We start from the raw sequence: 25,667 nt of genomic DNA, 5'->3' as shown, positions 1-25,667 counted from the left end.
AATCAAAATCCAAGCGCTTTCAATTGCTCATAAGCCCGGGCGATCTGGTCCTGGGTGGCCTTGCTGGAAGCCCCGCCGCCTGCCTCTTCAAAGGTGGATCGCAGCATGGTGGAAACCGGTTGGCGTGAGCCGGGCTGTGCCAGCGGCAGGGGCGCGCTCGCCGCTATTGTGGGGCGGCCTTGCCCGGTGATCACAGGCGGGGATTGCGGTGCGAAGACGCGCTCATCGGCGATGAGATAGGGCGGGCGCTCGGCTGTTTGGTTAGGCACGGTTTGTGTAGGCCCGAACCCTTGAGCTGTCCCAACACTGGGCGGGCTTAAAGCAGCAATGGCGTATGCGTCTTGCGGCGATACCCCGGAATTGGCGCGCGCGCGTTCAAGCTTGCCGCTCAAATAATCCATCACCCCTTGCAAGGAGCGAGGGCTCCCATTGGGTTCATAGAAAACTGGCTTGTTGGCAGCAGCCGGGCGGCGGAAAAGGGCCGATGCGTTTGCGTCAGGGTTCTGATCAAGCGCTGACAAGAACCGTCCTGCTCCGCCTGCACCAAGGAAATGCGCCAGATACAATTCTGAATGATCGGGCTGACGGCCAAGGATGGGGGCCAAATGCGCGCGGTTATCTTCGGCCAGACCCGCTGCCATCAAGGAGGCAATTTGCGGGTCATTGCGAAGGTCAAGGATGGCTTGGCGCGTTCCAGCATCCGGGACATAAGCAGCGCCGCTTGCGCCCTTGCGTATCTGCGATGAAACATTGCCAAGACCAAAGCGGTCTCCGTGGCGCTGCATGGTTTCAAGCCAAGTGCTCTCGATAAACTGATAAAGCCCGGTTGCCGAGGAAGTGCGGGCCCGCGCGGCGGGGTCCATTGCGCTTTCAACTTGCGCCTGCGCGATGAGATAGTCGAAATCGATCCCCGTTTGCTGAGACGCATTGGCAATGGCGCGCTCAACCGTGATGGGGCCGTTGGCACGAGAACTCGAAGCGGCAGCGGCTTGAGGGATCTGGCGAGAGGCCCCGTTCCTGAGGCGCTCTTGATCTATGTTCGCCTGCTCAAACGCGCGCGTTTGAAACGTTCTTTGAGCAGTCTCAAACGCGGGGCGCGCATTGGGCGGAAAGAGAGGGGGTTGTGACACAGGTGCCGCTCGCTTTTGAACTTTCTGGTATGGTTAACGTCCAGAAAGATGAGCAAGCACCGTGCCAATTTTCTCGGCCAAGTTTCTCGGCCAATTTGCTCGGCCCGTAATTTCAGTGTGAACCCTTACAGGTTGGCGGCTAGCCAGCGACCTTCGCGGTATAGGCGTGTTGTTTGTGCTGATCTGCTCCCAGCGCCTCTAGGCGGCCTGCTACATTGGCTGCCAGAAGGTTGCGCACCCGGCGATTGACGTCGTTTAGTGACTTTGCTGTCTCTAACAAAGCGCGCGACTCTGGATCGATCGACCCAGCGCCATAATCGGCCAAGGCCTGGCACAGCCCTTCTTTGACCGATGTGACTTCGATCAAAGCGGCCGGTTGCAACGTGGCAAGCGCTTGCCGCTCTTCTTGCAGGACGGCAATCATTTGCCGCAGTTTGCCGGCAAGATCGGTAATGCTATCATCGCCTGGCTTCACGGTCATTGTTCGATCTCAAACTTCAATTGCGCCGCGATCATAGCGTCTGCGATTTTTGCAGGCACAAGCGGATAGGTTCCGTCGCGCAAGGCGCTGCGGATTTCGGCCACGCGGTCTGCGTCCACTGGCGGGCCGCTTTGTACAGGCGCGTTCACCTCCACTGCGATCCCATCAGAGGACGGCGCATTCGCTGTTCCAGCACCAGAGCCAGACACGCTCCCATCGGCAGCGAGCTTCGCTTTGGCGTGGTCAGCAGAAGAGGTCGGACTAACGCCCGTTATCGACTGCAATCTGTTCATTTCGAAAGAGGGCATGATGCTTCTCCCGGTGCTCCTACGAGGCTTAAGACGGGCTGTGTGTCCGCATATTAAGAGGGGGTGCCAAAAATTTCATGGGATCGCGTTTTAGCCTACAGGGATAACCGCAAGGCCGGGGCGTTCTATACGAGCGCGAATGGCATCTGCACGCCGCTGTGTGCGCACCGCGATCCAGTCTCCGATAGCGCCAGCTTCCATGGCCTCTGCGCTTTGTTGAACGCTAAAGCCGCGCCCCCTCACAAGCACGGTGATCGGGTCGCCGCGCGCGACAACTTTGGGGATGTCAGGGGCAGGTTTGACCGAGCTTGTGGCCATAAAAATGCGCCAGGAATTGGGGCCTGTGCAATCCACCCGGACAATGGTCTGGGCGCGCCCGTGCCATTTCACTTTGAGCGGCTCCTCACACGCGGCAAGTTTCAATCGGCGATCAGCAGGAAGCCGGGCACCGCCGACCTCGCCAATGCCAGCGCCGGTAAAGGCCTCGACGGCGGCGTCGATCTGGGCCGGGTCGGTATAGGCGCTTTGGGTGCGATCTTGTGCCGAGGCCAGGGCGGCAAAAAGTGGCAGGCTGGTAACCGTTATTGCGGTCATAATCAGCCGCACTTCTAAGCGCTGGGGGAGGTTTTCGTTTTCATCGTATTTCCTTCCTGTCGGCAATTGCTGCCAAACCACCGGGCCAAACCACTGGGCGAAACCACTGGGCCAAACCACCGGACCAAGCCATTTGACGCAGCGGCTCAGCACCACCTGCCGAGCAAACCTCGTGCCAAATTGTGTGTTTGATTTTTGCAAGGGTCGATGCGCCACTCTTTGCCATCAATCCGGCCAAATCCTCACTAAGGGGAAGTCGCAGTGCAGCTTTCAGGTCAGCCTTAAGCTCGCTTGGCTATTTCGGATGCAACGCCACTCCTTAAGCCTAAAAGGAAAGACCGAATGAGCGCGGCATCCCCAATGAAGAAGCATTCCTCCGTTGCATCTGATCAATCGTCATCAGCGAAGGAGGCTCCCAAACGCGATCGGGCAAGGGAGGGGCGCAGCGAGTTGATGGAGCGGGTTAGCGAATTCGTACTCAAACACGATGTGGCTCTGACGGGTGCGAACTTGTCGACTATTGTGGCCGGGCTTTCCGGGTCGGATGCAGGTCTTGCACGCATTTTTGCAACGCGCGAGATTTCGCGTGAGCCTATCTCCCAAAACTGGCTCGACGAGGTTCGCAAGATGCACACCCGCGAGGATGACCGAGCCAATGCGCTTGAAGGGTTGCTTGACCGGGTTGAGACATCGCTTTCCAAGTTTGCTCAGACCACGCAAAGCGCTCAATCGGAGACAAGCGAGCATCGCGGTGCATTGGATGCACAAATCTCTGAACTTGCCAAAAGCGCTGAAGAGGTTGGCCCTGGCAATGGGGTTGAGCGATTGGTGGATCTGTCGCGCGTCATGCTTGAACGAATTGTCCAGGTCGAAGAGGCGATGAAGAAAAGCCAGTCTGAGACTGCCGAGCTCAAAGAGAGCCTTGCCGAGGCGCGCGCGCAGGCTGATGTTGATCACCTGACCCGCCTTCCCAATCGCCGCGCGTTCGAACGCCAGCTTGAGCTTGCGGCCAAACGTGCAGAGGAAAAGGGCGAGCGCTTGTCGCTTGGTTTTTGCGACGTCGATCATTTCAAATCGATCAATGATACGCATGGCCATGATGCAGGGGACCGGGTCCTTATCGCGATTGCCAATACGCTTAAGAAGCACGCGGGCAAGCATCTGTTCGCAGCACGCCACGGCGGAGAGGAATTCGTCGTGATGTTCCCCGGCCTTACCGCTCAGGATGCAGCCGACAGGCTCGATGACATTCGCATCGATCTTTCCTCGCGCCAAATGGTGAACCGCGACAACGGGCAATCCTTTGGCCGGGTTACCTTTTCAGCAGGGGTTAGCGCGGTGCAGAATTTTGATGACAGGCGCGGGGCGCTCACCCGCGCTGATGCTGCACTTTATGAGGCAAAGGAAGGCGGCAGGGACCGCGTTCTTATCGGCTGATCGGCGACGCGCAAATTCTTTAAAACTTGGGTATTTATGGGGTGGGGCTTGAAAAGGTTCTGCCCCTTTTATGTTGTGTAGTGAGCCTTATTGGTTGTCCGCCGGCTCATCATAGGCAAGGCTTGCGTAGATATCGCTTTCCTCAGCCTGTGAGATGATCACACGCAGCGCAATGGGAGACTTTGCGACACTGGCTGCCAAATTCTGCACCTCTTGCCACACAGCTTCTTGGTCCTCGCCGCTATGCTGGGCGATGATGGTTAGTGTCAGGCGCGGGTCAGCGGGCTGTTCTGCCAGCCACTGAGCAAGGCTTGGGCCGCGATCTGTCGGACGAAAGAGCGCCTGTGCAGGAGCCACGAAGGGGCTCAGGTTGGGGCTCAGGTTGGGGCTCAGGTTGGGGCTGGGGCTGGATGCGTTTTTGTCCTCGCTGTTGGAGTTCACCAATGCGGTGAGCGTCACAAGGAATAGGATCAGCGCCAAATCGGCGAGCACCAATTGCCACCCATTGCCTCCCCCAAGGCCGGCGCGCGGATGACCAGCGCGCGTGATCACGCAGCACCTCTGAGGCTTTCAATCCCCGGTTCGATCCCCGGTTCGATCCCCGGTTCGATCCCCGGTCCAATCGCTGCGTTTCGTCGGACAGGCGGTGTCCGGCTATCGCTCAGCTCGCCTTCAAACCACTCAAGCAGAAGGCTGCGCTCCACCTCTTCTTTATCGCCGCGCCGTTCAATTGCGCGCGCAAGAGGATAAAACAAAAGGTTGGCGCTCAGCACACCGTAAAGCGAGGACAAGACCGCGCCAGCAACGCTCGCCATGACAATGTCCGCAGAACTTGTTTCCATATCGGGCATCAGCTGTGTGATGGAAAAGAGAGTTCCAACAAGGCCGAACACTGGCGCGAGCTCACCAGCGGTTTCATAAACGCGGGTTGCGGCAACACTTCGAATATCGCGCTCCAATCGCTGTGTGCGCGCAAGTTTCATCATCGCATCGATAGAGCCGCTGCGGATGTAGGTGTTGAGCAGCTTAGTCGTGGCCTCATCTGGCGGATCGACCGGCTGTGCGCCCAGATGGCCGCGCCGGTTGATTTCGGCAATCGTGCGGGCGAGCGCTGAACGTGCAGCGTCCGCGTCAAACCCCTTACGCCCCAGCTTCATCGCTGCGGTGATTGCATTTGCCACATCTTGCCAACCCTCGCGCGCAAAGGTTGCGAGGATGGTTCCAAACAGCACAATCGCCAGCGCGAGCGGGTCCAAAAGGCTGGTTGCCTCGGTCATGGCTTTTGCGTGTCTCCCGCCTCGTTGTTTCAAGAATGGGTGGTTTCGAGAATTGTGATCTTGAGGACACGGCAAGACCCCGCGCCCGGTTGAAAAGGTGGCAGAGCCTAGAACGGGTGAGCGGGTTGAATTTTAAGCCGTCAGGCAAGCTTAGGCAGCTCTTTTGGGCAGTGCATTTGGGCAGGGCTTTGCCGAAAGCCTGCAAGCGTTTGCCGTCTCCCCCGACAGATCCAATCAAAACCCGGCAAAGGGGCACAAATCCAAGGTTTGGCACGCTTGCTGCAACCTAAGGCTCACACAGGTTTCAACTCGATCCAAGGGCCTCAATCATGAGCGAGACAATCTTCGGAATACACGGCGCCGCGCTCGAAGTGCGATCGCAGCGTATGCGGGTGATCGCCTCGAACATCGCGAACGCTGCAACCCCTGGATACAAGGCGCGTGACGTTGATTTTGACGCAGGGCTAAAGGCCAAACTTGCCCAGAGGACAGGTGCGCCCATGGGATCAGGGCCATCTTCTCGCGAGCCGGATTTGCTTTACCGCCAGACCGCGATGCCTTCGCTTGATGGCAACACGGTCGAGCTTGGCCGCGAACAGATCGCCTTTGCTGAAAACGCGCTGGCGTATTCGGCGACCCTCGAATTCGTGCAGGGCAAGGTCAACACCATCACCAGAGCACTGAAGGGGGAGTAATCCATGTCTGACAGCCGTCCCCCGACCCTTTTCAATCTCGCAGAAGGCGCAATGTCCGCGCAGCTTGTGCGGATGAACGCGGCAACCTCAAACCTTGCCAATGCAAATGCCGTGGCAAGCAGCGAGGCCGAAGCCTACCGCCCGATCCGCGCAGTGTTCGCAACCGAGCTCGACCGGGTGTCCGGTATCGCGACCGTCACCTCGACCCAGCTTGTGCGCACCAATTCAGCGCCAGTGGAACGCTACGATCCGTCCCATGCCAAGGCGAATGCAGAGGGCTTTGTCTACGATGCGCCCGTCGATGAGAGCGCTGAAATGCTCGAGATTATGGAGAGCGCGCGACAGTACCAGAACATGGTGCAAGCGCTCCAAACCGCCAAACAATTGATGATGGACACCCTGAGGAGCAACTGATCATGACTAGTCTTTCCAGCACCTTACCAGCAGGCGTGAATGAGACGCTCGACCGGCTGAATGCGCCCGGTTCAATCGTTCAGCAAAGCGCCGCCTCGCAGCTTAACTCTTCCGATTTCCTCCGCCTCATGACAGCGCAATTGGCCAATCAGGACCCACTGGAGCCGCAAAGCAATGAACAGATGCTCGCGCAATTGGCGCAGTTTTCTTCGCTTGAATCGAACATTGAAGGCAATGCGACCCTCGATGACATCGCGGCCAAATTGGACTCTTTGATCGACGCGCAAACGGCCGCTGCCGAGGCGGCAACACAGGCTGCTGAGGCGGCGCAAGCGGCGGCGGAGGCGGCCGGCAATGCCGCGCTTAACCCCGCAGGCGGCCAGTCCCTCATCTAAACCCATTCCCCTACAGACAAAGGAAATTCCCCCATGTCCTTCTTCACCTCGCTTAGCGGCATGAAAAACGCACAGACTGACCTTGCCGTCATCTCGCACAATATCGCCAATGCTGAGACCAATGGCTTTAAAAAGAGCAACACCGCCTTTGCCGATATCGTTGCAACCGGCGGCAGCACTGACCCGCGGCTGACCCCCGGCATCGGTTCCTCGGTCCAAAGCATCACTCAGGATTTCGCACTGGGCTCGTTGGTTCAAACCGGCCGTGGCCTTGATGTGGCTATTAGCGGAGACGGCTTTCTTACCACCTCCAACCCGAACACAGGCGACCTGACCTTCACCCGCAATGGTGCGCTTGAAGTCATCGCATCAGGTGGCCTAGTCGATTCAAGCGGCGACTTGGTCCAAGGCTTTCCTGTCGATGCGACCGGCACACCCACATCGGCGGTTCCAGCTGCAATTACCATCCCGACCGCCAATGGCGCTGGCTCGGGACTTTCGAACGTATCAATCAACACACAAGGCGTGGTGAGCGCGTCTTATTCAGACGGGACAAGCGAGCCGGTTGCGCAGATCGCCCTTGCCTCTTTCCCCGCGACCAGCGGCCTTCGCTCGATCGGTCAGACCAAATGGGAAGCCACCGCCAATTCTGGGCCGGTCCAATATGGCAATCCGGGCGAGGGCAGTTTTGGTCAAATTCGCAACGGTACGATTGAGCGCTCGAATGTCGATCTGGCTGAGGAAACCGTGTCGCTCCTGACCGCTCAAAGGAACTTTCAGGCCAACGCGCGGGCACTCGATACCGCCACTGCCATCTCGCAGGTTGTCCTCAACCTTCAGAGCTAATTGACACGCCGCGGAGCTAAGCCATGGACCGTCTGATCTACACCGCCCTTACCGGCATGGACGCAGCGATGAACCGCCAGCGTATGACCGCCAACAATTTGGCCAACGCCAACACGCCCGGTTTTCGCCAGGAGCTGTTTTCAGTCACGCCTGCAACGGTCAAAGACCAGTCGCGCGACCAAGTGCTTGGGCTCGAGGCGCGTGCGATGGCGCGCGGCTTTGTGCGCAGCGCCGATATGAGCGTTGGCAGCGTCAACCCCACCGGGCAGCCATTGGATATTGCGGTCAAAGGCGATGGCCTGATCGCTTTTCAAGGGCCCGATGGCGGCGAAGTTTACTCCCGGCGCGGCGACATGCGCGTCGCGGCCTCTGGCGTGTTGGAAAATGGCGAAGGGCTCCCCGTGCTGGGCGAAAGCGGGGTCCCGATCACTGTGCCAGCCGGCTTCCAAATCCGGATTGCTGGGGATGGTTCGGTGCTTGGCACTGACCCTGCCGCGCCCGGCGCACCTGCTGCAGCCTTTGATAAGATCAAGCTTGTGTCTGCTGAAGGAAGCCCATTGGTCAAGGGGATCGACAGCTTCCTAAAAGTGCCAAATGGCGGCGCGCTTCCTGCTGATCCGACCGCTGGCGTGACGCCGGGCGCGCTTGAGCAATCCAACGTCAATACAGCTTCTGCCCTTGTCGACATGATCGATGCCCAGCGCGCTTTTGAACAGCGCGCGCGCATTATCCAAACCGCTGGCGAACTCGATGAAGCAAGCTCCGGCCTGCTTAGTATGCGCTGAATTTAAGGACTATTAGACCATGCCATCCTCCGCCCTCCACGTCGCCAAAACCGGGCTCGAAGCGCAAGATGCGCGCATGCGGGTGATTGCGAACAACCTTGCAAACATCGGCACCTCAGGCTTCAAACGCGACCGTGTGGATTTTGCGACGCTTGCCTATCAGGAAAAGCGTGTCGCCGGTCAGCAATCGACCAACCAAACCGCCTTTGCGGTGGGGCTTAACCTTGGCACCGGCGTGCAAGTTCAGGGCACTTCCAAGATCCAAAGCCAGGGCACCTTGAACCAGACGGGAAACACGCTCGATGTGGCGATGGATGGGCCGGGTTTCTTTCAAGTGGAGATCCCGCCAAACGGTCAGATCGGCTTCACCCGAGCAGGCAATTTCAGCCTCAATGCACAAGGCACTTTGGTGACCGCGCAAGGGTTTCAGCTCTCCCCGCCCATTCAGGTGCCCCAGGGCGCGCGCAGCATTCAGATCGGGCCCGATGGCACGGTCAGCGCAACCCAAGACGGGCAGGCAGCGCCCATCCAATTGGGCCAGTTGCAAGTTGCCAATTTCATCAATCCCGCAGGCCTTCAAAAGATCGGCGACAACTTCCTGATTGAGACGGCGGCCAGCGGTCCTGCCGATGTGGGCCTTGCTGGCACATTTGGGCGCGGGAACATCCGCCAAGGGATGCTGGAGACCTCGAACGTGAACGTCGTCGAGGAGCTTGTCGAAATGATCGAGGCCCAACGCGCCTATGAAATCAATTCCCGCATGGTGAGCGCCGTCGACGAGATGCTGCGCAACGCTAACCAAACGCTCTAACTCAAAGGTGTATTTACCATGGCATTTACCATGCAGGTTTCCAGGGTTCTTATTGTCGGCGCTTGCGCTTTGTCTCTTTCCGCTTGCATGACCGCCGGGTCCAAGCGCGAGGCTGGCTTCTACGCGCCGCCTCCCCCTCCCATGGCACCGGTCCAAGTCGCGGGCAGCGATATGGGCACAAAGGGCGCGATTTATCAGGCCTCGCAAGGCTATTCCCCGCTTGTCGTTGGCACCCGTGCGCGCACGCTTGGCGATATGGTGACGATCACTTTGTTGGAGAGCACCAGCACCTCCAAAAGCACCAACAGCGCAACCGACCGCGATGGCAGCATTGCTTTGTTCCCGCCGGTCTCAGGACCGCTCGCTTTCCTCAACCCCAACTCCATCGCCAGCAACGGGCAAAGCTCTTTTGCGGGCAATGGCAGCGCGGGGCAGCAAAGTCAGATGAACGGTATCGTCACTGTCACCATCGCAGCAATCTATCCCAATGGGACCGCCGAGGTCGTGGGCGAGAAACAGATGGCATTGAGCCAAGGCGATGAATGGGTGCAGTTTGCAGGGCGCATTCGCCTCGTCGATATCGATAGCGACAACACGCTTCCCTCCTCGCGCGTTGCCAATGCGCGGATCATCTACACCGGCAAGGGCGCCGTCCAGCAAGCGAGCCGCCCCGGCTGGCTCCAACGCTTTTTCAGCACAATCTCCCCCTTCTAATTCCCCCTTTCATTCCCCCTTCTAATTGAGGCCATTTGACCATGCTTATCACCCGTATCTGCCTCACCCTTTTGGCCGCTCTTGTGGCGATTATGCCTGCCGATGCGCGGGCCGATCGTATCCGCGATCTGGGCCAGTTTGAGGGGCTGCGTGCCAACCAATTGACAGGATATGGCATTGTCGTTGGCCTTCAGGGGACAGGCGATGACAACCTTGAATATGTGCGCGAAGCCATGCGCGGGGTTTCGGGCCGCTTGGGTCTGCAATTGCCCCCGGGGGTAAGCCCGAACCTGCGCAACGCTGCTGCTGTTATTATCACCGCTGAATTGCCCGCTTTCTCAAAGCCGGGGCAGCGCATTGACATCACTGTGTCTACCCTGGGCCAGGCGCGCTCCCTTCGGGGGGCGCGCTTGTGCTGGCCCCGCTTTATGGAGCCGATGGGCAGATTTATGCGATGGCACAGGGCAACGTCGCCGTTGGCGGCTTAGGCGTTTCCGGGCGCGATGGGTCACAGGTTTCGGTCAATGTCTCAACCGTGGGACGGATTGCCGACGGGGCGACGGTCGAGAAAGGCGTTGCCACCGGTTTCGACCGCGAAGGCACTTTGCGCTTCAACCTCCACCAAGCCGACTTTCTCACCGCTGCAAGAGTGCGCGATGCGGTGAACTCGATGTATCCCGGCATGGCCAAAGTCGAAGACGGGGTGAGCGTGCAATTGACGCTTCCCTTTGGAAATGACGAACGCTCACAAGCGCTTGCAGCGATTGAAATGCTGCCCGTGAGAGCGGCGCCAGTGGCTGCCAAGGTCATCATCAATTCGCGAACCGGAACCGTTGTGATCAACGAGGCGGTGAAACTTGCCCCTGCTGCGATCAGCCACGGCAAGCTGGTGATCAGGATTGATGAAAGCCCCACGGTGGTCCAACCCGAACCCTTCGCCAATGGTGAGACCGCGATAGAGGAAAACAGCGAGATCACAATTCAAGAAGCCGACAGCCGCGTCGCGCTTTTCCCCGGTGCAGCCAATCTCAACGAAATTGTCGATGCGCTGAATTTGCTTGGCGTTGCTGCAAGCGACCTTGTCGTGATCCTGGAAAGCATGAAGCAAGCGGGCGCTTTGCAAGCCGAAATGGTGATCTTGTGATCGGCTCTGTTGGACCTGCGAGCGCTGCAAAGCCGGAGGCGGTTTCCCCTGAACTTCAGGAACTGCGCGAGGCAGCGCAAGGGTTTGAGGCGATCATGATCCGCAAATTCCTTGAGGCCGCGCGCGAGACGCCTTTCACCGAGGATGCGCCCCTTACCGGCGGCGGCATGAAACAGTTTAAGACCATGCGCGATGAACATTTCGCCGAAATCGCATCGCAATCAGGCGCCCTAGGGTTTGCGCGTAGTATCGAGGAACAGCTTGCTCAATTCGTCTCCGCTACACCCAATGAATAATGCCTATAGACCTCATCTCGATTGGCCAATCAGGGGCCACAGCCGCGCGCGCCAGCATAGAGGTGACCGCGCAAAATATCGCCAATGCGTCGAACCCGGATTACGTCCGGCGCACGCTGAGCCTTACGGAGGCAGCAGACAGTGCGGTCATCGACTTCTCGACAAGCGATTCGCTTTCAGGCGTGCGGATTGGCGGGATCGTTCGCCCGGACAATCAATTGCTCCAGTCACGGGCAAGAGACAGCGCCTCTGATGTGCAGCGTGCCGATACCGATATCGCCGCGCTTCGCGATGCGGAACTGGCGCTGGAGCAATCGGGGCTGTTTCGCGGGCTAGTCGAATTCGAAGCCTCGCTAACCCTGCTTGAAAGCGACCCGACTGATCCAGCGCTTCGCACAGGCGCTGTTGAAAGAGCGCGCCAATTGGCGGTGACCTTTCAATCGGCACAAACCGGCCTGAGCGATGCCAGTGCGCTTGCGCAAAGCGCGGTTGGTGTGGGCACAGAGCAGGCCAATGCGGCAGCCACTGAGCTTGCGCGGATCAACCGCGAGCTTGTCAATGTGCGTCCCGGTACGGCCTCGCAGGCCAATCTATTTGACGCGCGTGATGCCGCGCTTCGCGATATCTCCGAGGAGTTTAACCTCGAAGTTGAATTTAACGAGATCGGCGCTGCGACAGTGCGCCTGGTGACAACGCCTGCACCCGCTGGCGAAGTCGGCCCGGTGCTTGTCGATGGACCTTCGGCCAATACCATTACGTCAAACATTGCCGCAGATGGCACAGCGTCTTTTGCGCTTGATGGTCTCACCTTCACACCTGTTAGCGGTGCACAGGCGGGCCGGGTTTCTGCGCTCGCCAATCTTCGTGATCAGGCAGACAATCTGGACGCCATCGCCCTTTCCACCATCACCCGCGCCAACAATGCGCAGGCCAATGGGGCAGCGCTTGATGGCACCCCGGGACAGCCTTTGTTCTCAGGCACCAATGCCAGTGATATCGAACTCGCGCTTACCGATGGCGACCAATTGGCGCTTGCCCCGCTGGGATCGCCTGCGGGCAGCCGGGATACCACCAATCTTGCCAATCTCGTTGCATCGATAGGCGCAGACGACGGGCCGATTGCCGAGACAGACCGGATGCTCCTTTCGCTTTCAAGCCGCATCTCATCCCTTGAGACCACGCGCGAAGGTCTTTCGATCATAGCAGGCAGCGCGGCGGCGGAGTTGCTGACCGAAACGGGCGTTGACCTTGATCAGGAAGCAGCGAGCCTCATTCGGTTGCAACAGGCGTTCGAAGCCAACAGCCGTATAATTCAGGTCGCAAACGATATCTTTGACACAATTCTGGGGCTACGTTGATGAGCTTTGTCAGCAACTCCACCGGCGCGTTCTTTGAACGGTCCTTGGGCCAATTGGCGACTTTGCGAGAAGACGCAGAGAGCTTTCAAACCCAGATCGCAACGGGCGTTCGTATTCAGCGCGGGTCCGATGACCCGGTCGCCGCCTCGCGCCTTCGCTCGCTCACCCGGCTTGAGGTACGCGGGGAAACCGAAGAGGAAAATGCAGCGCGCCTGCGTCAGGATTTGGAGGAGACCTCCAACCAGATCACCGGGGTCGTTGACCTTATTCAGAGGGCCCGCGAACTGGCGGTTCAGGCGGCCAACGACACCCAAGGCGAAACGGGCCGCGCCGCGATTGCCGATGAGCTTGAGCAACTGAGCGATGAGCTTTTCACTCGTTCCAATGCGATTTCCATCACCGGCGCGCCGCTTTTTGCAGGCACGGCAGGGGCACCTGCGTTCACGCGGGCCCCTGATGGCACAGTAACCTATGCAGGCAACGGGCAAGTGGGCACTGTCCCAGTGGCTCCCGGAACTGATATTGAGCGCGGCATCACTGGCGCTTCCCTATTCGAATTTGACGTGAATGGTACTCCCACCAGCAGCTTTGAAGTCTTCAGTCAGCTCGCCGCAGATTTGCGGGGTGCCTCGCCCGATCCTCAAGCCGCTGCACAAACGGCGCTTGCAGGCCTCGACGAGGCTTTGAACGCCGCTAATCGGGGGCAAACAATTGTGGGCACAAGAGCCGCTTGGGTGGAAGCAATTGAAGATGATCAGGCCATTCGCTTTCTCGATATCGCAGAAAAGCGCTCTGATATTGGCGACACCAACATCGCCGATGTGATCATCCGTCTGCAGAACACTCTGACCGCGTTGGAAGCCAGCCAAAGCACTTTCACGCGCGTCAGTAATCTCACGCTCTTCAACGTGATCTGAACCGGTCGTCCTGAGCGGCGACGCAGAATCTAAGCAAGGAAACCACCCACGTGTTTGCAGCCATCGGCATTGTTGTCCTCATGATCATGGTGTTTGGCGGCTACACGCTGGCTGGCGGCTCTATGGGCGTGATCCTGGCCGCGCTTCCGCTTGAGATGATGATGATTGGCGGTGCAGCGATTGGCGCGACTTTGATCGGCAATTCGATGCACGAATTAAAGCTTTTGGGCGGCGGTTTTGCTAAGGTATTCAAAGGCCCGCAATATTCCGATCAGGACCATATTGACGTTATCGCCTTAACCTCAAAGCTGATGAAATTGCTCCGTTCGGAAGGGGCGGTTGCGCTTGAGGCGCATGTGACCGATCCTTCCACGTCGAGCATTTTCAGCGAATATCCCAAACTGCAAAACGACCCCGTAATCGCCAATCTGATTTGCGATCCGCTCACTCTCATGGTGGTCTCTTCGGGCACGCTCGATACCAATGCGGTCGAAGACATTATCGACAACGCCATCAAAACGCAGGCCCATGAACTGGAGGAGCCACAGCACGCCATTCAAGGCCTTGCTGATGCATTCCCGGCGCTCGGCATTGTTGCGGCGGTTTTGGGTGTGATTAAGACCATGGGTTCGATCAACGAACCGCCCGAAGTTTTGGGCGGAATGATCGGCGGCGCACTGGTCGGGACGTTCCTTGGGATTTTCCTCGCCTATGGTCTCGCAGGCCCGATGGCGAGCCGGGTCAAGCAAGTCATCACCCATGACATGCAAATCTATCACTCGATCAAACAGGTGATCGTCGCGAGCCTCCACGGCCACCCACAGCCGCTCGTGCTTGAAGCGGCGCGCTCAGGCCTTCCGCCTGCACACCGCCCGAAACTCACCGACCTTCTCGATATGATGCGCGGTAAGTAAGGGGGCGTGGAACCATGGCTGAAGAAGCTGGAGGTGGCGGCGAGGCTCTTGCCCCGATCATCGTCAAGAAAATCACGATCGAAGAAGGCGGTCATCATGGTGGCGCCTGGAAGGTCGCATACGCTGACTTTGTGACGGCGATGATGGCGTTCTTCCTTTTGCTTTGGCTTTTGGGCGCTACGGAGGAAAACCAACGCAAAGGCATTGCGGACTATTTCTCGCCCACTCTGGTGAAGACCCGCCAGCAATCTGCCGGTTCTTCGAATGGCATGCTGGGCGGCAGCTCGCTGACGGACGTGGACAATTATCCCAACTCCATGGGCCAGACCGGTACGCGCACTATCACCGTTCCGCGTTCCGCTAGAGGTGGCCCCAAAGAGGGCGGCGATGAGGGGCAGCTGGATGCAAACAATGTGGCGGGAAAGACAATCGAGGAGCTGAAAGAGGAGATCCTTGAGCGGCTCAAGGACAGCGATACGCTCTCAAAATATGCAAATCAGGTGAAGGTAAAGCGCGCTGATGATGGCATTCGCATAGACCTTGTTGATGATGCTGATTTCTCCATGTTTGCGCTTGGCACGACCATTCTCACGCCAGAGGCGCGCCGGATCATTGAGGTGATCGGCACAATCGTAGCCACCGAAACTCAGCCTCTCATCCTTCGTGGACACACCGACTCTTTACCATGGCGCGATGGGGTGCAGGCGAACAATTGGTCGCTGTCCGCGGGGCGCGCCGAGGCAACGCGCCAGCAGTTGATCCGCAGCGGAATTCCCGAAGGGCGCTTTGCCAGGATCGAGGGCGTTGCAGAAACCGAGCCGCTAATCGCGGACAACCCTGCTGACCCGCGCAACCGCCGTATTTCGCTGCTTTTACTCGAACAAGAACGGGGCAATCGACGAAGAGGTGCTCGCGGGCCCCAAGCGATTGCGCAGGCCACATCTGGGGCCACGCAGAACTCCTTAAGTGAGAGCGCTTTAAGTGAAGCCACGGGGGTTAATCCTCCAACCCCGTAAACCATGTGGATTTACCTCTCATATCTGCCGCCTCAACCGGAGATATGAGAGATGCCAAACCCCGAGCCTGCGACCCAAACCGGCGCGATCCTTCCGCATGAATTGCCGGGCGCATTGTCGCGGGCCGGTGAGGGGATAAAGGTCCTCTCGCTCGATTGCTTTGACACGCTTTTGTGGCGCGATTGCTATGCGCCCTCTGACGTCTTTCCGGGCCTTGCGCAGCTCAATCTGGGCCAGCGCATGTCAGGGGAGCAAGCGGCGCGCAAAGCGGAAACAAGCCTTCGCCAGCGCACCGAGGTCAGCATAGAGGCGATCTACCGCCAAGCCATGCCCAATGCGAACGCGAAAGAGCGCGCGCAGGCGGTGGATGAGGAAATCGCTACCGAGGCGCAGCATTGCTATGCCTTTGAACCCACCGTTGAATTGATGCGCCGCGCGAAGGAGCGCGGGCTCAAGATCATCATCGTTTCAGACACCTATTTCAGCGCCAAGCAATTGCGCCGACTGATTGCCGAGGCGGCTGGCGACGAGGTTGCTGGGCTCATCGACAAAGTGTTTGCATCGGCTGAAGGCGGATTGTCGAAGTCGCAAGGGCTGCTCCACAATGTCATGAAATCCATGAAACTGGCGCCTCACGAGGTGCTGCATATTGGCGATAACAAAGGTGCCGATTTCACAGCGTCGCGCGCGCTGGGTGTGCCTGCTCTGCATCTTGTACAGTTTAGCGAGGCGGCGGCTCAGCGCCTGCGGTATGAGCGCGCCTGCCAAAAGCTTGTTGGGGATGCACGCGGCAAAGTGCGTGCACTGATGCCGCAGCGGCCCTTGATCGCCCGCGATGAACCGCAAATTGCAGACCCGGCTGAGAAATTGGGCTTCAGCGTGCTAGGCCCCGCCTTCCATGCCTTTGACCAATGGCTGCGTTCGGAGGCCGACGCCTTGCAAAAGGCACGCGGTGGCAAAGTGCACTGGCTGTTTATGCTGCGCGATGGGCATTTGCCGCATCTCGTGCATCAGGCCGCTGGTGATGCGACGCACAGCGCTGAGGTTGAGATCAGCCGCTTTGTCGCAATCATCGCCTCGCTCACCTCGCGCGAGGCCTACACCAATTTCTTCTCAACCGAATTTGGCCGCAAACCCTCCACTCTCGCCCGCCAAATGCTGTTTACCGAGGACGAGATTACCCACGTCATCGGCGATGACCGCACCGAGCAGCAAATGGTCGAGGGCAGCTATAAGCTTGCCGATGAACTGATGACGGGCAAACGGCAGAAAACCGTGCGCAGACGCGCGCGCGAACGAGCCGAGCGCTTGATCGAACATATGCGCGCCAGAGCCAACCCAGCGCCGGGTGATACATTGATGTTGGTGGATCTGGGCTACAACGGCTCGGCGCAGACCTATGTCGATGCGCTGCTGTCAGAGGCCTTCGATTGCCATGTGGCGGGGCGATACATGATCTTTCGCGAGCTTGTTGAAACCGGGCTCGACAAGAAGGGCATGATCGATGAGCGGCACTATGACTTTGAAATGGTCGCAGCGCTTTGCGGCAATGTCGCAGTGATCGAACAATTGGCGACCTGTGAGCTGGGCTCCGTGCGTGACTTCACACCGGAAGGTGAACCCATTCGCGAAGAGGCGACCGTCAAAGGCGCGCAAAGCGAGGTGCGAAACCGCGTCCAGGCGGGGGTCATTCGCTATGTAAAGGCCGCGCAGGAAGGAGCAGCGGTCAGGCGTGAAAACGTGGACGAGCCCCGGGCATTGCGCGAAGGGGCGGTGGGCGCTTTATCGCGGTTCATGTTCCTCCCCCATGCAGAGGAAGTCGCGGTGCTCAAAGACTTTGAGCACGACGTCAACATGGGCTCTGAACGCATGGTCAAACTCTTCGATCAGGCGCACGCAAAGGAAGGTATCCGCCGCCGGGGCCTATTCTATATGCAAGGGTCTGATCGCATGTTCCTGCCGGCCGAGTTAGAGCCAGAGGACATCAACACGCGCCTCTCCCTGATGGTGCAAAAACGCTTTGGCCTCGGCCTCACCTACCGCGATAACAGCCAGCCACCGATTGCCATTCCAGCATTCTTTATGGGCGCAACCGACAGCGCACAGACCACAATCCAAGCGCAGCCCACTCATGATGGATTTTACAGCGCCCGCGTGCCGGTGCCCAAGGGCATCGAGAACATCGCGCTTTGCGTAGGCGCGGTGTTTGAATGGTTCGAACTCGCGACAATCTCTGTCACCAGTGTCGAAACGCTGAAAGGCGGATTTACTCTGAAAGACCGACTGGAAGAGATCGGCGCAAAGTTCGATGGCCTCAAAATGCACGCTCCCGGCATCCACGAATGTACCGGATCGGCGGCATTTCTATTGGTCAAACCGCCGCGAAGCTTTGATGAGAGCAATCCTGAAATCATCGAATTTGTCCTGCGTCCTTTGATCAGGCGCAAGGAAACAGAGGCGGCGTCTGAAACACCCAGCATTCCGGCTACCCAGCCGCACCAAAAGGAGAAAGCTGCATGAGTGAGCTTTTGATCCATTCCATGTCCGAGTTTTCCAGCTTGATTTTGCCATGCCTTGATCATGCCAAGGTGAAAAACATCGCTGAGATCGGGAGTGAGTTTGGGGGCATGTCCAAATTGCTCGCACAGCATTCGGGCGAAAATGGTGGTTCGCTCACCTGTATTGACCCTGAGCCTGCCGATGGCTTTGCCCCCTGGGCACAGCGGCAGGGCAATGTGAACCACATCGCAAAACCTTCGCTCGATGCGTTGGAGAGGGATGCTGAAGCCGTCGATGCCTGGTTCGTGGACGGCGATCACAACTATTACACCGTCTACCATGAACTCACCGCGATTGACCGGATCCAACGTGCAGCAGGTCGCCCGCTGCTCGCCTTCATGCACGATGTGTCATGGCCCTGTGCGCGGCGCGATTTTTATTACGCGCCGGATCGTGTGCCACCGGGCTGGCGTCACCCGCACAGCTTCGACCACGGCGTGCGCCTTGGCGAAGATGGAGTATTATCAGGCAGAGGCCTTCGCGGAATGGGTTCCTTTGCGGTTGCTCTGCAAGCGGGTGGTGAGCGCAACGGTGTGCTGACCGCGGTCGAAGATTTCCTCAAAGAAGCCGATACAGAAAAGCGGCCCTTGTTTTATGTCCACGTTCCTGCAGTGCTTGGCCTTGGCATCATATTTGATGCGAGTGCTGAATGGTCGGGCGCCGTGGCAGAGTTTCTTCTGCCTTTCCACGCCAATCCTTTGATTGCGCGGCTGGAGGAAAACCGCCTGCGCAATTGGCTCGAAGTGGTCGATTGGCAGGACCGCGCCGCGTCTTAACGTATTGCGGCGGTTGGTTCGGCGCAGCCATCACATCACTTATCCAAAGTAAAACCCGGAGCTCCTGTTTGGAACTCCGGGTTTCCTTGCCACCCCGGTGGGGAGCTCTTTAGTCAGTCTCGCCTTATCGCAGGAGCGATAGGACGTTCTGCTGTGACTGGTTCGCCTGAGCCAGCATCGCGGTTGAGGCCTGTCCAAGGATCTGAGCCTTGGCGAGAGCGGTCGTCTCTTGGCTAAAGTCGGTATCCTGTATTCGCGATCGTGCATCGGCCAAGTTGGTCGAGGTCGTCGTCAAATTGTTGATCGCGCTCTCAAGTCGGTTTTGCCCCGCACCCAGCGATGAACGCGTCGTGTTTACAGCCTGAAGGCCATTATCAACGTTGGTGACTGCGGTTGCAGCGTTTGTTGCGCTGCTGACATCGAGGCCCGCTGCATCAAGGTTCGAGTTGTCGATTGCGGTGCTGGTGAGAGTGATCGAGCGGCCTGCGTCAATCTGAATGTTAACAGATACGTCGCTGCCTGAGCCTGAGCCGGTGCCGAATACGGACACGCCGTTAAATTCGGTATTGGTCAAAATGTCATCGATCTGCGCTGCAAGTTCAGTGACCTCGGTATCGAGGAAGCCGCGGTCGGTGTCATCAAGCGTGCCGTTTTGTGACTGAATGGCAAGTTCGCGAACACGCTGGAGCATGTTGGACACTTCTTCCAATGCGCCTTCAGCGGTTTGAGCAAGCGCGATGCCATCATTTGCGTTGCGCACACCCTGGTTAAGTGCGCGGATGTCGCTGGTGAAGCCGGTCGCGATTGAAAGGCCAGCGGCATCGTCTGCTGCTGAGTTGATACGGTTGCCAGTCGACAGACGCTCCATGGATTTGCCGAGCATTTCGTTGGCTTCCATGCTGGCGTTCGATGCGCGCAGGGCTGAGATATTGGTGTTAATTACGGACATGGGGTTACTCCCGTTTTCCAAGTGCAAGTGGTTGGAACAGAGCAGCCTGGTGCCGCAGCTGTTGAGACCTAGACCGGACGGGGGCGAAAATGTTTAAGTCAAAATATTCAAGAATGTGGGAGAGCCCAATAATCGCAGGGATCTGCGCTGCTTCACCCATCCATCCTCATACACGCGCGCTAGTCCATATTAGGGCACCCCTGAGAGGAATTGCCGCCTCTGCGTGCGGGTCTTGCCGGTATTGGTAAAGATTGACGGCTTTTGTTGATAACGGCCAAGCTGTTTAATTTCAGAGGTTTAGGGGCAAAACTCGGGCAATTCCTTAGGGCAGCTACGGGTGCTTAAATTTCCTTTATCTTGTCCGCCCACCCGGCAAATCCTTTCCACCGGCCTTCTAGGGGGCAAAATTAAGCAGGTGGAATAATGCAAAGCCAGTCAGACACATCTACTGCTGACATTTCGCAAAACGCAGGTGCATCGCATGCAAGCGCAGCTCCTGCGGCGCGCTTTGCCTCGCTCGCGGCGCACTCAGCCCTAATTGAGCCCACTGTTCCCCTGCTTGCGCAAAGCTGGCTACAGGATCGCTTAGTCTTGGGTGACAATGGCAATTTCGAGAAAACCGCTGCGCGAAGTGCTAATGCGCGGGCCGATAGGATCGTCATTGATCTTTACGCAAGCGACAAAAGTTCGGCCCGCCAACCATCTCTCACCCGGATCAGCGATGGCAAAATTGCACTGCATTATTCAGCGGCAAGCCTGCCAGAGGCGCGCGCTGCGCTGATCGCGAGCGCATCGCATGGTGGTTGGCCGATTGCGCGTGATACGCAAAGTCTGGCGCTGCTCACCTTGAGCGAACGTATTGCGGCAAGCGAGATACCCGTTCTCCTCGAAGGGCCTACGGGCACCGGCAAAGAGGTGTTTGCAAACTTCGTCCACCGGATGAGCGCTCGCGGCAAAGGGCCGTTTGTTGCGGTAAATTGCGCGGCCATGCCCGAGGCGATGCTTGAAGGGTTGCTCTTCGGGCACCGCAAGGGCGCATTTACTGGTGCAGGTGAGGCGCGCGAGGGGCTGTTTCGGGCAGCTGATGGGGGCACGCTTTTGCTTGATGAGATTGGCGAATTGCCACTGGCGCTACAGGCAAAGCTTTTGCGCACCCTTCAGGAAGGCGAGGTGCTGCCACTGGGCGCGACCAAGCCGGTAAAGGTCGATGTGCGCATTGTGGCGGCGACCAATCGCACGCTCTCTCATGAGGTGACACAGGGGCGTTTTCGCGAAGACCTCTATTACAGGCTCAATGTTTTTCCCCTGATCCTGCCCGCTTTAAGGGAAAGGGTGCGCGATATTGCGCCTCTCGCCTTTGGCATGGTCCTGCGCCACGGTGCACAGCGCGCTTTGCCCAGCTGGATTTCGGCAGGCGCAATCGAGACGCTTGAGGCGCATCATTGGCCCGGCAATGTGCGCGAGCTTGAAAATGTTATTCGCCGCGCAATCCTTTTGGCCGGTGACGGGGCGGTGATTGAGGCGGCGCATGTCGTTTTTGATCAGGCACCGCGCCCGCTTGTGGCAAGCGCACCGGGCGCGGAGGCGACCGCTATTGCGCCATCTCCCCTTCCATCGGCCCCCCTTCCATCGGCCCCCCTTCCATCAGCCCCGCTGCCATCTGTCCCATCCTCATCTGCCACCGCTTCACTTTCCGACGTCGCCTTCCAATCCGAGGCGCAAGCGATCCTGCGCGCGCTCGATCAGCACGGCGGCCACCGCGCAAAAACCGCCGCAAGCCTTGGCATATCAGAGCGCACACTGCGCTATCGCCTTGCCTCGATGCGCGAAAACGGGCTTTTGCAAACGGGAGCTGAGGCATGAAGATCGGGGGCTCATCAGGCGGCATCCATGATGTCATGGCTCTGCGGCAGGAAATCCTGAAGCGCAGCCAAGCCTTACAAGAGGTTCGCGCAGGCGGGGTTGAGGCAGGCAATGAGGCTAAGACGCCCCAAGCCAGCGCGACCGGCCAAGTCGCAGGCTTTGCCGACACGCTGCAAAACGCGATGCAGGATGTGAGCGCGGTGCAAAAACGCTCCGCCGATATGCAGGCCGCTTATGAACGCGGCGAGGTCACCGATGTCGCCAAGGTCATGCTGGCACGTCAAGAGGCAGGGGTTGCGTTTGAAGCCACCATTCAGGTGCGCAACAAATTGCTCTCGGCCTACCAAGACATTTTGCGGATGGGGAGCTGAGCTAAGTGGCTGAGATGACCGTCCCTGGGGGCATGCCTGTCCCGTCGCAAGGCGCGATACCCGTTGGCGGCGGCGCCATGGGCGCATCTGCGCGCGCGCCCAATGGCAGCGGCTGGCAGGCGCAATTGAGTGCCTTTACCAGCCAGCCTGCCTTCAGGCGCGCCATTCCCGGCCTTATCGGCCTTGGCGCGGTGGCTGCGATTGCGGCCGTGTACATGGCGATATCAACGCCCCCGCAGCGCATCCTTTATTCCGGGCTTAGCGATAGCGAGCGCGCGCAGGTTGTGCAGATGCTCGAAGGCGGGGGGATCAGCTACAACATTGACCCCGGCACAGGCATCGTCTCGGTCGCAGAAACCGATATTCAAGCCGCGCGTATGCTCGTGGCAGGCGAGGGCGGTATCGCTGCGCCCCTTGGGGCAAGCGAAATGCTCGATGCGATCCCGCTGGGCTCTAGTCGTACGCTTGAAGGTGAGCGGTTGCGGTTGGCGCGCGAGCGCGAGCTTATGCTCACCATCCGCGAGATTGACGGGGTTGAAAATGTGCGTGTCCATTTGGCGACGCCGGAACGCTCTGTCTTTGTGCGCGAGAACAATCCGCCCACCGCCAGTGTTATGCTGCGCCTGACCAGTGGGCGTTCGCTTAGCCAAAGTCAGGTTGAGGCCATCGTCAATCTCGTCTCAGGTTCTGTACCGGGAATGACGCCGGACATGGTGCGTGTGGTCGATCAAAACGGCAGGCTTCTTTCCTCACCCAAGGAAGACACGCTTGAACCTCTGCTGTTGCAGCGCGAATTTGAAGCCAAGCTCCAGGAACAGGTCTCAAGCCTCCTCACCCCGCTGCTTGGCGAAGGGAATTTTTCAAGCCAGGTGCAGGCAGAATTGGTGCGAGAGGAAGTGACCTCTGCGCGCGAGACCTATGATCAAGAAGGTGCGGTCCGCTCTGAGAGTGAGCGCAATTCGAGCCGTATTGCGCAAGCAGGCCCCGGAGGCATTCCGGGCGCCGAAACCAATACGCCTCCTGATGACCCAGAGCTCGTTGAGGGACCGCCTGATCCCGAAGCCGCCGCAAGAGCAGCCCAGACAGCACCGCGCGATACAGAAAGCGCGGTCAGCCGCAATTATGAACTTGGCCGCGAGGTCGAGGTAAAGTCTGCGCGCCCCGGCGGCCTCACCAAACTCTCTGTCGCGATTGCGGTGAGCCAATCCGCACTTGAAGCCGCAGCACCAATGACCGCTGAGCAATTGCAAACGCTGGTGAGTGCTGCAGTTGGCGCAGATGAGGCGCGCGGGGATCAGGTGCAAGTTGTGGTGGGCGCGTTTGACGACACCGAAGTCGCCCCCCTGCCTTTTACGAGCAGTCTTGGTTTGCCCAGGTCTTGCGCATTGTTGCAGCGCTTATTGCAGTGCTCTTGGTCCTACTCTTGGCGGTCCGCCCGCTCATCAAAGCGGTCAAAGGGCCCGAGGATGAAAAGAGCGCGAAAGATGATCCTGCGGCGCTTGAGGACAAGTCGGATGATGGTGATGAGAGCGCAGACGATGATGATGGCCTTCGAGAAGATGAGCTGCAACACAACGCTGCTTCTGACGGCGAAGACGCGGATGGCGGTAAAATCGAAGCCGTCGCAGGTGAAATCATCGAGGATGATGATGAAGCTCAGCTGACACCTGAGGCAATCTTCAGCCAGCGTATCGAAACCGCACGCCAATTGGCTCTGGCTCAACCTGACCGCGCCGTCGAAGTGCTCAAGCGCATGATCGATGAGCCCGAAGAGGTTTTTGAGGAAATCGAGGAGGAGGCTTGATGGAAGACGACACTCTTCTTGAAGGCGCACAGGGCGCGATGGATAGCGCGGCGCAAAGGCCTATCCTCACCCGCGTACAGCGCGTTGCGATCTTCCTCATGCTTCTTGAAGATGAAGAGGCGGCTGCCCTTATGTCTCGCATGGAGCCCGATGAGCTTCAGCTGATCGGAGCGACCATGCTCGAGGTGGGCGAAATCAAGCGCGAGATGATGAACGAGGCGCTTGAGGATTTCGTCTCGGAAAGCGAGAGCGACCGTATGCCCGTGCCTGATCGCAACGCACAGGTGCGCGCGATGATGGAACGCTCGCTTGGCCCTACCAAGGCCGAAAGCATGATGCTCAAACTTGATCCAGAGCCTGGTCCGCGCAGTCTTGAGATGGCGCGCTGGCTTGCCCCTTCCGTGCTGCTTAAATTGGTCGAGGATGAACACCCACAGGTGATCGCCGCGCTCCTTCTAATGCTTGAGCCAGAGCCTGCCGCCGAAGTGCTTTCCAACCTTCCCGGCAACATCCAATCCATTGTGGTCGAGAAGGTCGCCACCATGGGCCCCGTGAGCCAAACCGCTATCGATATGATCGATAAGCTTTTGTCGCAGCGTATCGGTTCGACCTTTGGTCCAGCTGCCCTTGCAATCGGTGGGGCGAAGGATGCTGCCGCGCTTATCAATGCAGGCGCAGGCGATCTCAAAGGCACGGTGTTGCCCGCCATCGCACAGCGCAATGCGCCTTTGGCCGAACAGATCGAAGAGGAGCTATTCACCTTCGAAATGCTGCTCGATCTCGATGCGAAAACCATGGGCCGGATCCTGCGCGATGTGGACAACGATGCGCTTATCGATGCGCTCAAAGGCATCGAGGAAGAGGCGCGCGATGTCTTCTTCCGCTGCATGTCCTCGCGCGCCGCCGATGGCATCAAGGACGAGATCGAAATGCGTCAGCGTCTGAGCAAGAAGGACGTCGAAGACGCACAGCGCAAAATCGTCCAACTCGCGCGTCAATTGGCCGAACAAGGCGAAATCAACCTTGGAGCCGACGATGGCGAATTCATCTGATTGGATCACAGCCCTGCTTGACCGTCCAGAGGAGGATGAGGGTGGTCCATCGCCGCTGAGCTGGTTGCCTGATTTTGGGAAGTCTGAGGAAAGCTTTGTCGAGAGCCTGCCGTTTGAGCGGTTTGTATCTGAACCTAAACCCCAAACTCCGGCGCAACCAGTTGAACTGCCTGAGGCGGAGGCGAGCGATGCGCTTGAAGATATTCTTCGAAAAGCGCTTATAGATCGAGACGCTGTGGAGGCGCTCGAAACCCCTTCTGTGGAGCCCGTTGAACCACCTCCAGAGGCCGCCCCCGAACCCGATCCCATCGCCGAAGCGTTTGCTCGGGGAGAGGAGGCAGGAAGGCAGGCGGCCATGGAAGAGGGTCAGGCGCTTTGCGACCAGAAGACGCGTTTGAGACAGACGTTTCGAGCGCTTGATCAAGCTGCGATGGATGCGCTTGCCAGTGATCTGGCTGAGACCGTGATTGCCCTATGCTCTCAGACTTTGGCCGATTTCATCCCCGCACCAGAAGCCTTAAAGAAGCGCTGTCTTACAGCTGCACAAAGGCTGGGCGCGGGCGCGGGCGCTATGACGCTTTACCTTCATCCCGACGATCTGGCGCTGCTCGATCAAGAGGGCCTTGAGGGGTGGCGCATTGTGGGCGATCCAGCAGCAGAGCGCGGCGGACTTCGCTTTGAGACCGCGGATGGCTCGGTTAGTGACCGTCCCGCAGATTGGCGCCGCGCCATCGCCGCTGCGATCAAAGGCTGAACCAGCC

At 58.6% G+C, this 25,667-nt stretch carries 27 protein-coding genes and 1 pseudogene; 21 read left to right on the top strand and 7 right to left on the bottom strand.

The features are described from left to right. Positions 1–2: 2 nt before the first annotated feature. The 4 genes from AC0V61_RS05390 to AC0V61_RS05375 all read right to left on the bottom strand — a co-directional run bounded on the left by AC0V61_RS05390 (position 3) and on the right by AC0V61_RS05375 (position 2,714). A complete protein-coding gene (locus AC0V61_RS05390; protein WP_486156244.1) occupies positions 3–1,130 on the bottom strand; it encodes a transglycosylase SLT domain-containing protein in 1,128 nt (375 codons plus the stop codon). A gap of 139 nt (positions 1,131–1,269) precedes the next feature. Beyond that, positions 1,270–1,611, bottom strand: a complete 342-nt coding sequence (locus AC0V61_RS05385; RefSeq protein WP_486156243.1) for a flagellar protein FlgN — start codon at positions 1,609–1,611, stop codon at positions 1,270–1,272. Next, complete coding sequence (flgM, locus tag AC0V61_RS05380; protein WP_486156242.1) at positions 1,608–1,919, bottom strand: flagellar biosynthesis anti-sigma factor FlgM; 312 nt, start codon at positions 1,917–1,919, stop codon at positions 1,608–1,610. The genes AC0V61_RS05385 and flgM overlap by 4 nt, the downstream gene beginning before the upstream one ends. 90 nt (positions 1,920–2,009) lie before the next feature. Next, the gene (locus AC0V61_RS05375) at positions 2,010–2,714 is read right to left on the bottom strand and encodes a flagella basal body P-ring formation protein FlgA (protein WP_486156241.1); all 705 of its coding nucleotides are present in this window, start codon (positions 2,712–2,714) and stop codon (positions 2,010–2,012) included. A 141-nt stretch (positions 2,715–2,855) separates the two neighbouring features. On the opposite strand from AC0V61_RS05375, the gene AC0V61_RS05370 reads away from it, so the two are divergent. After that, positions 2,856–3,950: a GGDEF domain-containing protein gene (locus AC0V61_RS05370; protein WP_486156240.1), complete on the top strand. Its 1,095-nt coding sequence runs from the start codon at positions 2,856–2,858 to the stop codon at positions 3,948–3,950. A gap of 87 nt (positions 3,951–4,037) precedes the next feature. Here AC0V61_RS05370 and AC0V61_RS05365 read toward each other — a convergent pair whose 3' ends face one another. Together AC0V61_RS05365 and AC0V61_RS05360 are read right to left on the bottom strand one after the other, a co-directional pair. Then, positions 4,038–4,502: a hypothetical protein gene (locus tag AC0V61_RS05365; protein ID WP_486156239.1), complete on the bottom strand. Its 465-nt coding sequence runs from the start codon at positions 4,500–4,502 to the stop codon at positions 4,038–4,040. Next, positions 4,499–5,227: a MotA/TolQ/ExbB proton channel family protein gene (locus AC0V61_RS05360; RefSeq protein ID WP_486156238.1), complete on the bottom strand. Its 729-nt coding sequence runs from the start codon at positions 5,225–5,227 to the stop codon at positions 4,499–4,501. The genes AC0V61_RS05365 and AC0V61_RS05360 overlap by 4 nt, the downstream gene beginning before the upstream one ends. Positions 5,228–5,556: 329 nt before the next feature. Here AC0V61_RS05360 and flgB point away from each other — a divergent pair, with 329 nt between their 5' ends. From flgB to AC0V61_RS05285, 15 genes and pseudogenes are all read left to right on the top strand, one after another. Next, positions 5,557–5,922: a flagellar basal body rod protein FlgB gene (gene flgB, locus AC0V61_RS05355; protein WP_486156237.1), complete on the top strand. Its 366-nt coding sequence runs from the start codon at positions 5,557–5,559 to the stop codon at positions 5,920–5,922. A gap of 3 nt (positions 5,923–5,925) precedes the next feature. Next, a complete protein-coding gene (gene flgC / locus AC0V61_RS05350) occupies positions 5,926–6,336 on the top strand; it encodes a flagellar basal body rod protein FlgC (protein ID WP_486156236.1) in 411 nt (136 codons plus the stop codon). Between the two features lie 2 nt (positions 6,337–6,338). Further along, positions 6,339–6,731, top strand: coding sequence for a flagellar hook assembly protein FlgD (locus AC0V61_RS05345; RefSeq protein ID WP_486156235.1), 393 nt, complete (start codon positions 6,339–6,341; stop codon positions 6,729–6,731). 33 nt (positions 6,732–6,764) lie between these two features. Beyond that, positions 6,765–7,577, top strand: a complete 813-nt coding sequence (locus AC0V61_RS05340) for a flagellar hook-basal body complex protein (protein WP_486156234.1) — start codon at positions 6,765–6,767, stop codon at positions 7,575–7,577. A gap of 23 nt (positions 7,578–7,600) precedes the next feature. Continuing rightward, on the top strand, positions 7,601–8,362 hold the full coding sequence (locus AC0V61_RS05335) for a flagellar basal body rod protein FlgF (protein ID WP_486156233.1): 762 nt from the start codon (positions 7,601–7,603) through the stop codon (positions 8,360–8,362). Between the two features lie 19 nt (positions 8,363–8,381). Beyond that, positions 8,382–9,173, top strand: a complete 792-nt coding sequence (gene flgG / locus AC0V61_RS05330; RefSeq protein ID WP_486156232.1) for a flagellar basal-body rod protein FlgG — start codon at positions 8,382–8,384, stop codon at positions 9,171–9,173. A gap of 18 nt (positions 9,174–9,191) precedes the next feature. After that, entirely contained in the window at positions 9,192–9,887 is a 696-nt protein-coding gene (locus AC0V61_RS05325; RefSeq protein WP_486156231.1) for a flagellar basal body L-ring protein FlgH, read from the top strand. Positions 9,888–9,928: 41 nt separating this feature from the next. Further along, a pseudogene (locus tag AC0V61_RS05320) lies at positions 9,929–11,031 on the top strand (flagellar basal body P-ring protein FlgI). Then, positions 11,028–11,327 carry a rod-binding protein gene (locus AC0V61_RS05315; RefSeq protein WP_486156230.1) on the top strand — a complete coding sequence of 100 codons (300 nt, stop codon included), beginning with the start codon at positions 11,028–11,030 and terminating at the stop codon, positions 11,325–11,327. Before AC0V61_RS05320 ends, AC0V61_RS05315 begins: the two are co-directional and overlap by 4 nt. After that, positions 11,327–12,685, top strand: a complete 1,359-nt coding sequence (gene flgK, locus AC0V61_RS05310) for a flagellar hook-associated protein FlgK (RefSeq protein ID WP_486156229.1) — start codon at positions 11,327–11,329, stop codon at positions 12,683–12,685. The genes AC0V61_RS05315 and flgK overlap by 1 nt, the downstream gene beginning before the upstream one ends. Next, the gene (locus AC0V61_RS05305; RefSeq protein ID WP_486156228.1) at positions 12,685–13,602 is read left to right on the top strand and encodes a flagellin N-terminal helical domain-containing protein; all 918 of its coding nucleotides are present in this window, start codon (positions 12,685–12,687) and stop codon (positions 13,600–13,602) included. Before flgK ends, AC0V61_RS05305 begins: the two co-directional genes overlap by 1 nt. Before the next feature lie 50 nt (positions 13,603–13,652). Beyond that, complete coding sequence (motA, locus tag AC0V61_RS05300) at positions 13,653–14,516, top strand: flagellar motor stator protein MotA (protein WP_486156227.1); 864 nt, start codon at positions 13,653–13,655, stop codon at positions 14,514–14,516. Positions 14,517–14,530: 14 nt separating this feature from the next. Then, positions 14,531–15,532, top strand: a complete 1,002-nt coding sequence (locus AC0V61_RS05295) for a flagellar motor protein MotB (protein WP_486156226.1) — start codon at positions 14,531–14,533, stop codon at positions 15,530–15,532. 51 nt (positions 15,533–15,583) lie between these two features. Continuing rightward, entirely contained in the window at positions 15,584–18,052 is a 2,469-nt protein-coding gene (locus tag AC0V61_RS05290; RefSeq protein ID WP_486156225.1) for an HAD family hydrolase, read from the top strand. Next, the gene (locus AC0V61_RS05285) at positions 18,049–18,867 is read left to right on the top strand and encodes a class I SAM-dependent methyltransferase (protein WP_486156224.1); all 819 of its coding nucleotides are present in this window, start codon (positions 18,049–18,051) and stop codon (positions 18,865–18,867) included. Before AC0V61_RS05290 ends, AC0V61_RS05285 begins: the two co-directional genes overlap by 4 nt. Before the next feature lie 124 nt (positions 18,868–18,991). Here the strand turns inward: AC0V61_RS05285 and AC0V61_RS05280 are convergent, their stop codons facing one another. Then, positions 18,992–19,816, bottom strand: coding sequence for a flagellin N-terminal helical domain-containing protein (locus tag AC0V61_RS05280; protein ID WP_486156223.1), 825 nt, complete (start codon positions 19,814–19,816; stop codon positions 18,992–18,994). A gap of 423 nt (positions 19,817–20,239) precedes the next feature. On the opposite strand from AC0V61_RS05280, the gene AC0V61_RS05275 reads away from it, so the two are divergent. From AC0V61_RS05275 to AC0V61_RS05255, 5 genes are all read left to right on the top strand, one after another. Next, positions 20,240–21,679, top strand: a complete 1,440-nt coding sequence (locus AC0V61_RS05275) for a sigma-54 interaction domain-containing protein (RefSeq protein WP_486156222.1) — start codon at positions 20,240–20,242, stop codon at positions 21,677–21,679. Then, a complete protein-coding gene (gene fliE / locus AC0V61_RS05270; RefSeq protein ID WP_486156221.1) occupies positions 21,676–22,050 on the top strand; it encodes a flagellar hook-basal body complex protein FliE in 375 nt (124 codons plus the stop codon). Before AC0V61_RS05275 ends, fliE begins: the two co-directional genes overlap by 4 nt. 14 nt (positions 22,051–22,064) lie before the next feature. Continuing rightward, positions 22,065–23,714: a flagellar basal-body MS-ring/collar protein FliF gene (fliF, locus tag AC0V61_RS05265; protein WP_486159455.1), complete on the top strand. Its 1,650-nt coding sequence runs from the start codon at positions 22,065–22,067 to the stop codon at positions 23,712–23,714. A 139-nt stretch (positions 23,715–23,853) separates the two neighbouring features. Next, positions 23,854–24,906 (top strand): flagellar motor switch protein FliG, encoded by a 1,053-nt coding sequence (locus tag AC0V61_RS05260; protein ID WP_486156220.1) that lies wholly within the window; start codon positions 23,854–23,856, stop codon positions 24,904–24,906. Continuing rightward, complete coding sequence (locus AC0V61_RS05255; RefSeq protein WP_486156219.1) at positions 24,890–25,660, top strand: FliH/SctL family protein; 771 nt, start codon at positions 24,890–24,892, stop codon at positions 25,658–25,660. Before AC0V61_RS05260 ends, AC0V61_RS05255 begins: the two co-directional genes overlap by 17 nt. Positions 25,661–25,667 lie beyond the last annotated feature (7 nt).

The organism is Erythrobacter sp. JB1-4, from assembly GCF_057365025.1.
This window is presented reverse-complemented; position numbering and strand designations above follow the sequence as displayed.

Excerpts from the sequence above, each read along its gene's own strand:
- AC0V61_RS05385 (WP_486156243.1), bottom strand. The coding sequence starts at position 1,611 with ATGACCGTGAAGCCAGGCGATGATAGCATTACCGATCTTGCCGGCAAA.
- flgM (WP_486156242.1), bottom strand. The coding sequence starts at position 1,919 with ATGCCCTCTTTCGAAATGAACAGATTGCAGTCGATAACGGGCGTTAGT.
- AC0V61_RS05370 (WP_486156240.1), top strand. The coding sequence starts at position 2,856 with ATGAGCGCGGCATCCCCAATGAAGAAGCATTCCTCCGTTGCATCTGAT.
- AC0V61_RS05360 (WP_486156238.1), bottom strand. The coding sequence starts at position 5,227 with ATGACCGAGGCAACCAGCCTTTTGGACCCGCTCGCGCTGGCGATTGTG.
- flgB (WP_486156237.1), top strand. The coding sequence starts at position 5,557 with ATGAGCGAGACAATCTTCGGAATACACGGCGCCGCGCTCGAAGTGCGA.
- flgC (WP_486156236.1), top strand. The coding sequence starts at position 5,926 with ATGTCTGACAGCCGTCCCCCGACCCTTTTCAATCTCGCAGAAGGCGCA.
- AC0V61_RS05345 (WP_486156235.1), top strand. The coding sequence starts at position 6,339 with ATGACTAGTCTTTCCAGCACCTTACCAGCAGGCGTGAATGAGACGCTC.
- AC0V61_RS05340 (WP_486156234.1), top strand. The coding sequence starts at position 6,765 with ATGTCCTTCTTCACCTCGCTTAGCGGCATGAAAAACGCACAGACTGAC.
- AC0V61_RS05335 (WP_486156233.1), top strand. The coding sequence starts at position 7,601 with ATGGACCGTCTGATCTACACCGCCCTTACCGGCATGGACGCAGCGATG.
- flgG (WP_486156232.1), top strand. The coding sequence starts at position 8,382 with ATGCCATCCTCCGCCCTCCACGTCGCCAAAACCGGGCTCGAAGCGCAA.
- AC0V61_RS05325 (WP_486156231.1), top strand. The coding sequence starts at position 9,192 with ATGGCATTTACCATGCAGGTTTCCAGGGTTCTTATTGTCGGCGCTTGC.
- flgK (WP_486156229.1), top strand. The coding sequence starts at position 11,327 with ATGCCTATAGACCTCATCTCGATTGGCCAATCAGGGGCCACAGCCGCG.
- AC0V61_RS05305 (WP_486156228.1), top strand. The coding sequence starts at position 12,685 with ATGAGCTTTGTCAGCAACTCCACCGGCGCGTTCTTTGAACGGTCCTTG.
- AC0V61_RS05295 (WP_486156226.1), top strand. The coding sequence starts at position 14,531 with ATGGCTGAAGAAGCTGGAGGTGGCGGCGAGGCTCTTGCCCCGATCATC.
- AC0V61_RS05290 (WP_486156225.1), top strand. The coding sequence starts at position 15,584 with ATGCCAAACCCCGAGCCTGCGACCCAAACCGGCGCGATCCTTCCGCAT.
- AC0V61_RS05285 (WP_486156224.1), top strand. The coding sequence starts at position 18,049 with ATGAGTGAGCTTTTGATCCATTCCATGTCCGAGTTTTCCAGCTTGATT.
- AC0V61_RS05280 (WP_486156223.1), bottom strand. The coding sequence starts at position 19,816 with ATGTCCGTAATTAACACCAATATCTCAGCCCTGCGCGCATCGAACGCC.
- AC0V61_RS05275 (WP_486156222.1), top strand. The coding sequence starts at position 20,240 with ATGCAAAGCCAGTCAGACACATCTACTGCTGACATTTCGCAAAACGCA.
- fliE (WP_486156221.1), top strand. The coding sequence starts at position 21,676 with ATGAAGATCGGGGGCTCATCAGGCGGCATCCATGATGTCATGGCTCTG.
- fliF (WP_486159455.1), top strand. The coding sequence starts at position 22,065 with ATGACCGTCCCTGGGGGCATGCCTGTCCCGTCGCAAGGCGCGATACCC.
- AC0V61_RS05260 (WP_486156220.1), top strand. The coding sequence starts at position 23,854 with ATGGAAGACGACACTCTTCTTGAAGGCGCACAGGGCGCGATGGATAGC.
- AC0V61_RS05255 (WP_486156219.1), top strand. The coding sequence starts at position 24,890 with ATGGCGAATTCATCTGATTGGATCACAGCCCTGCTTGACCGTCCAGAG.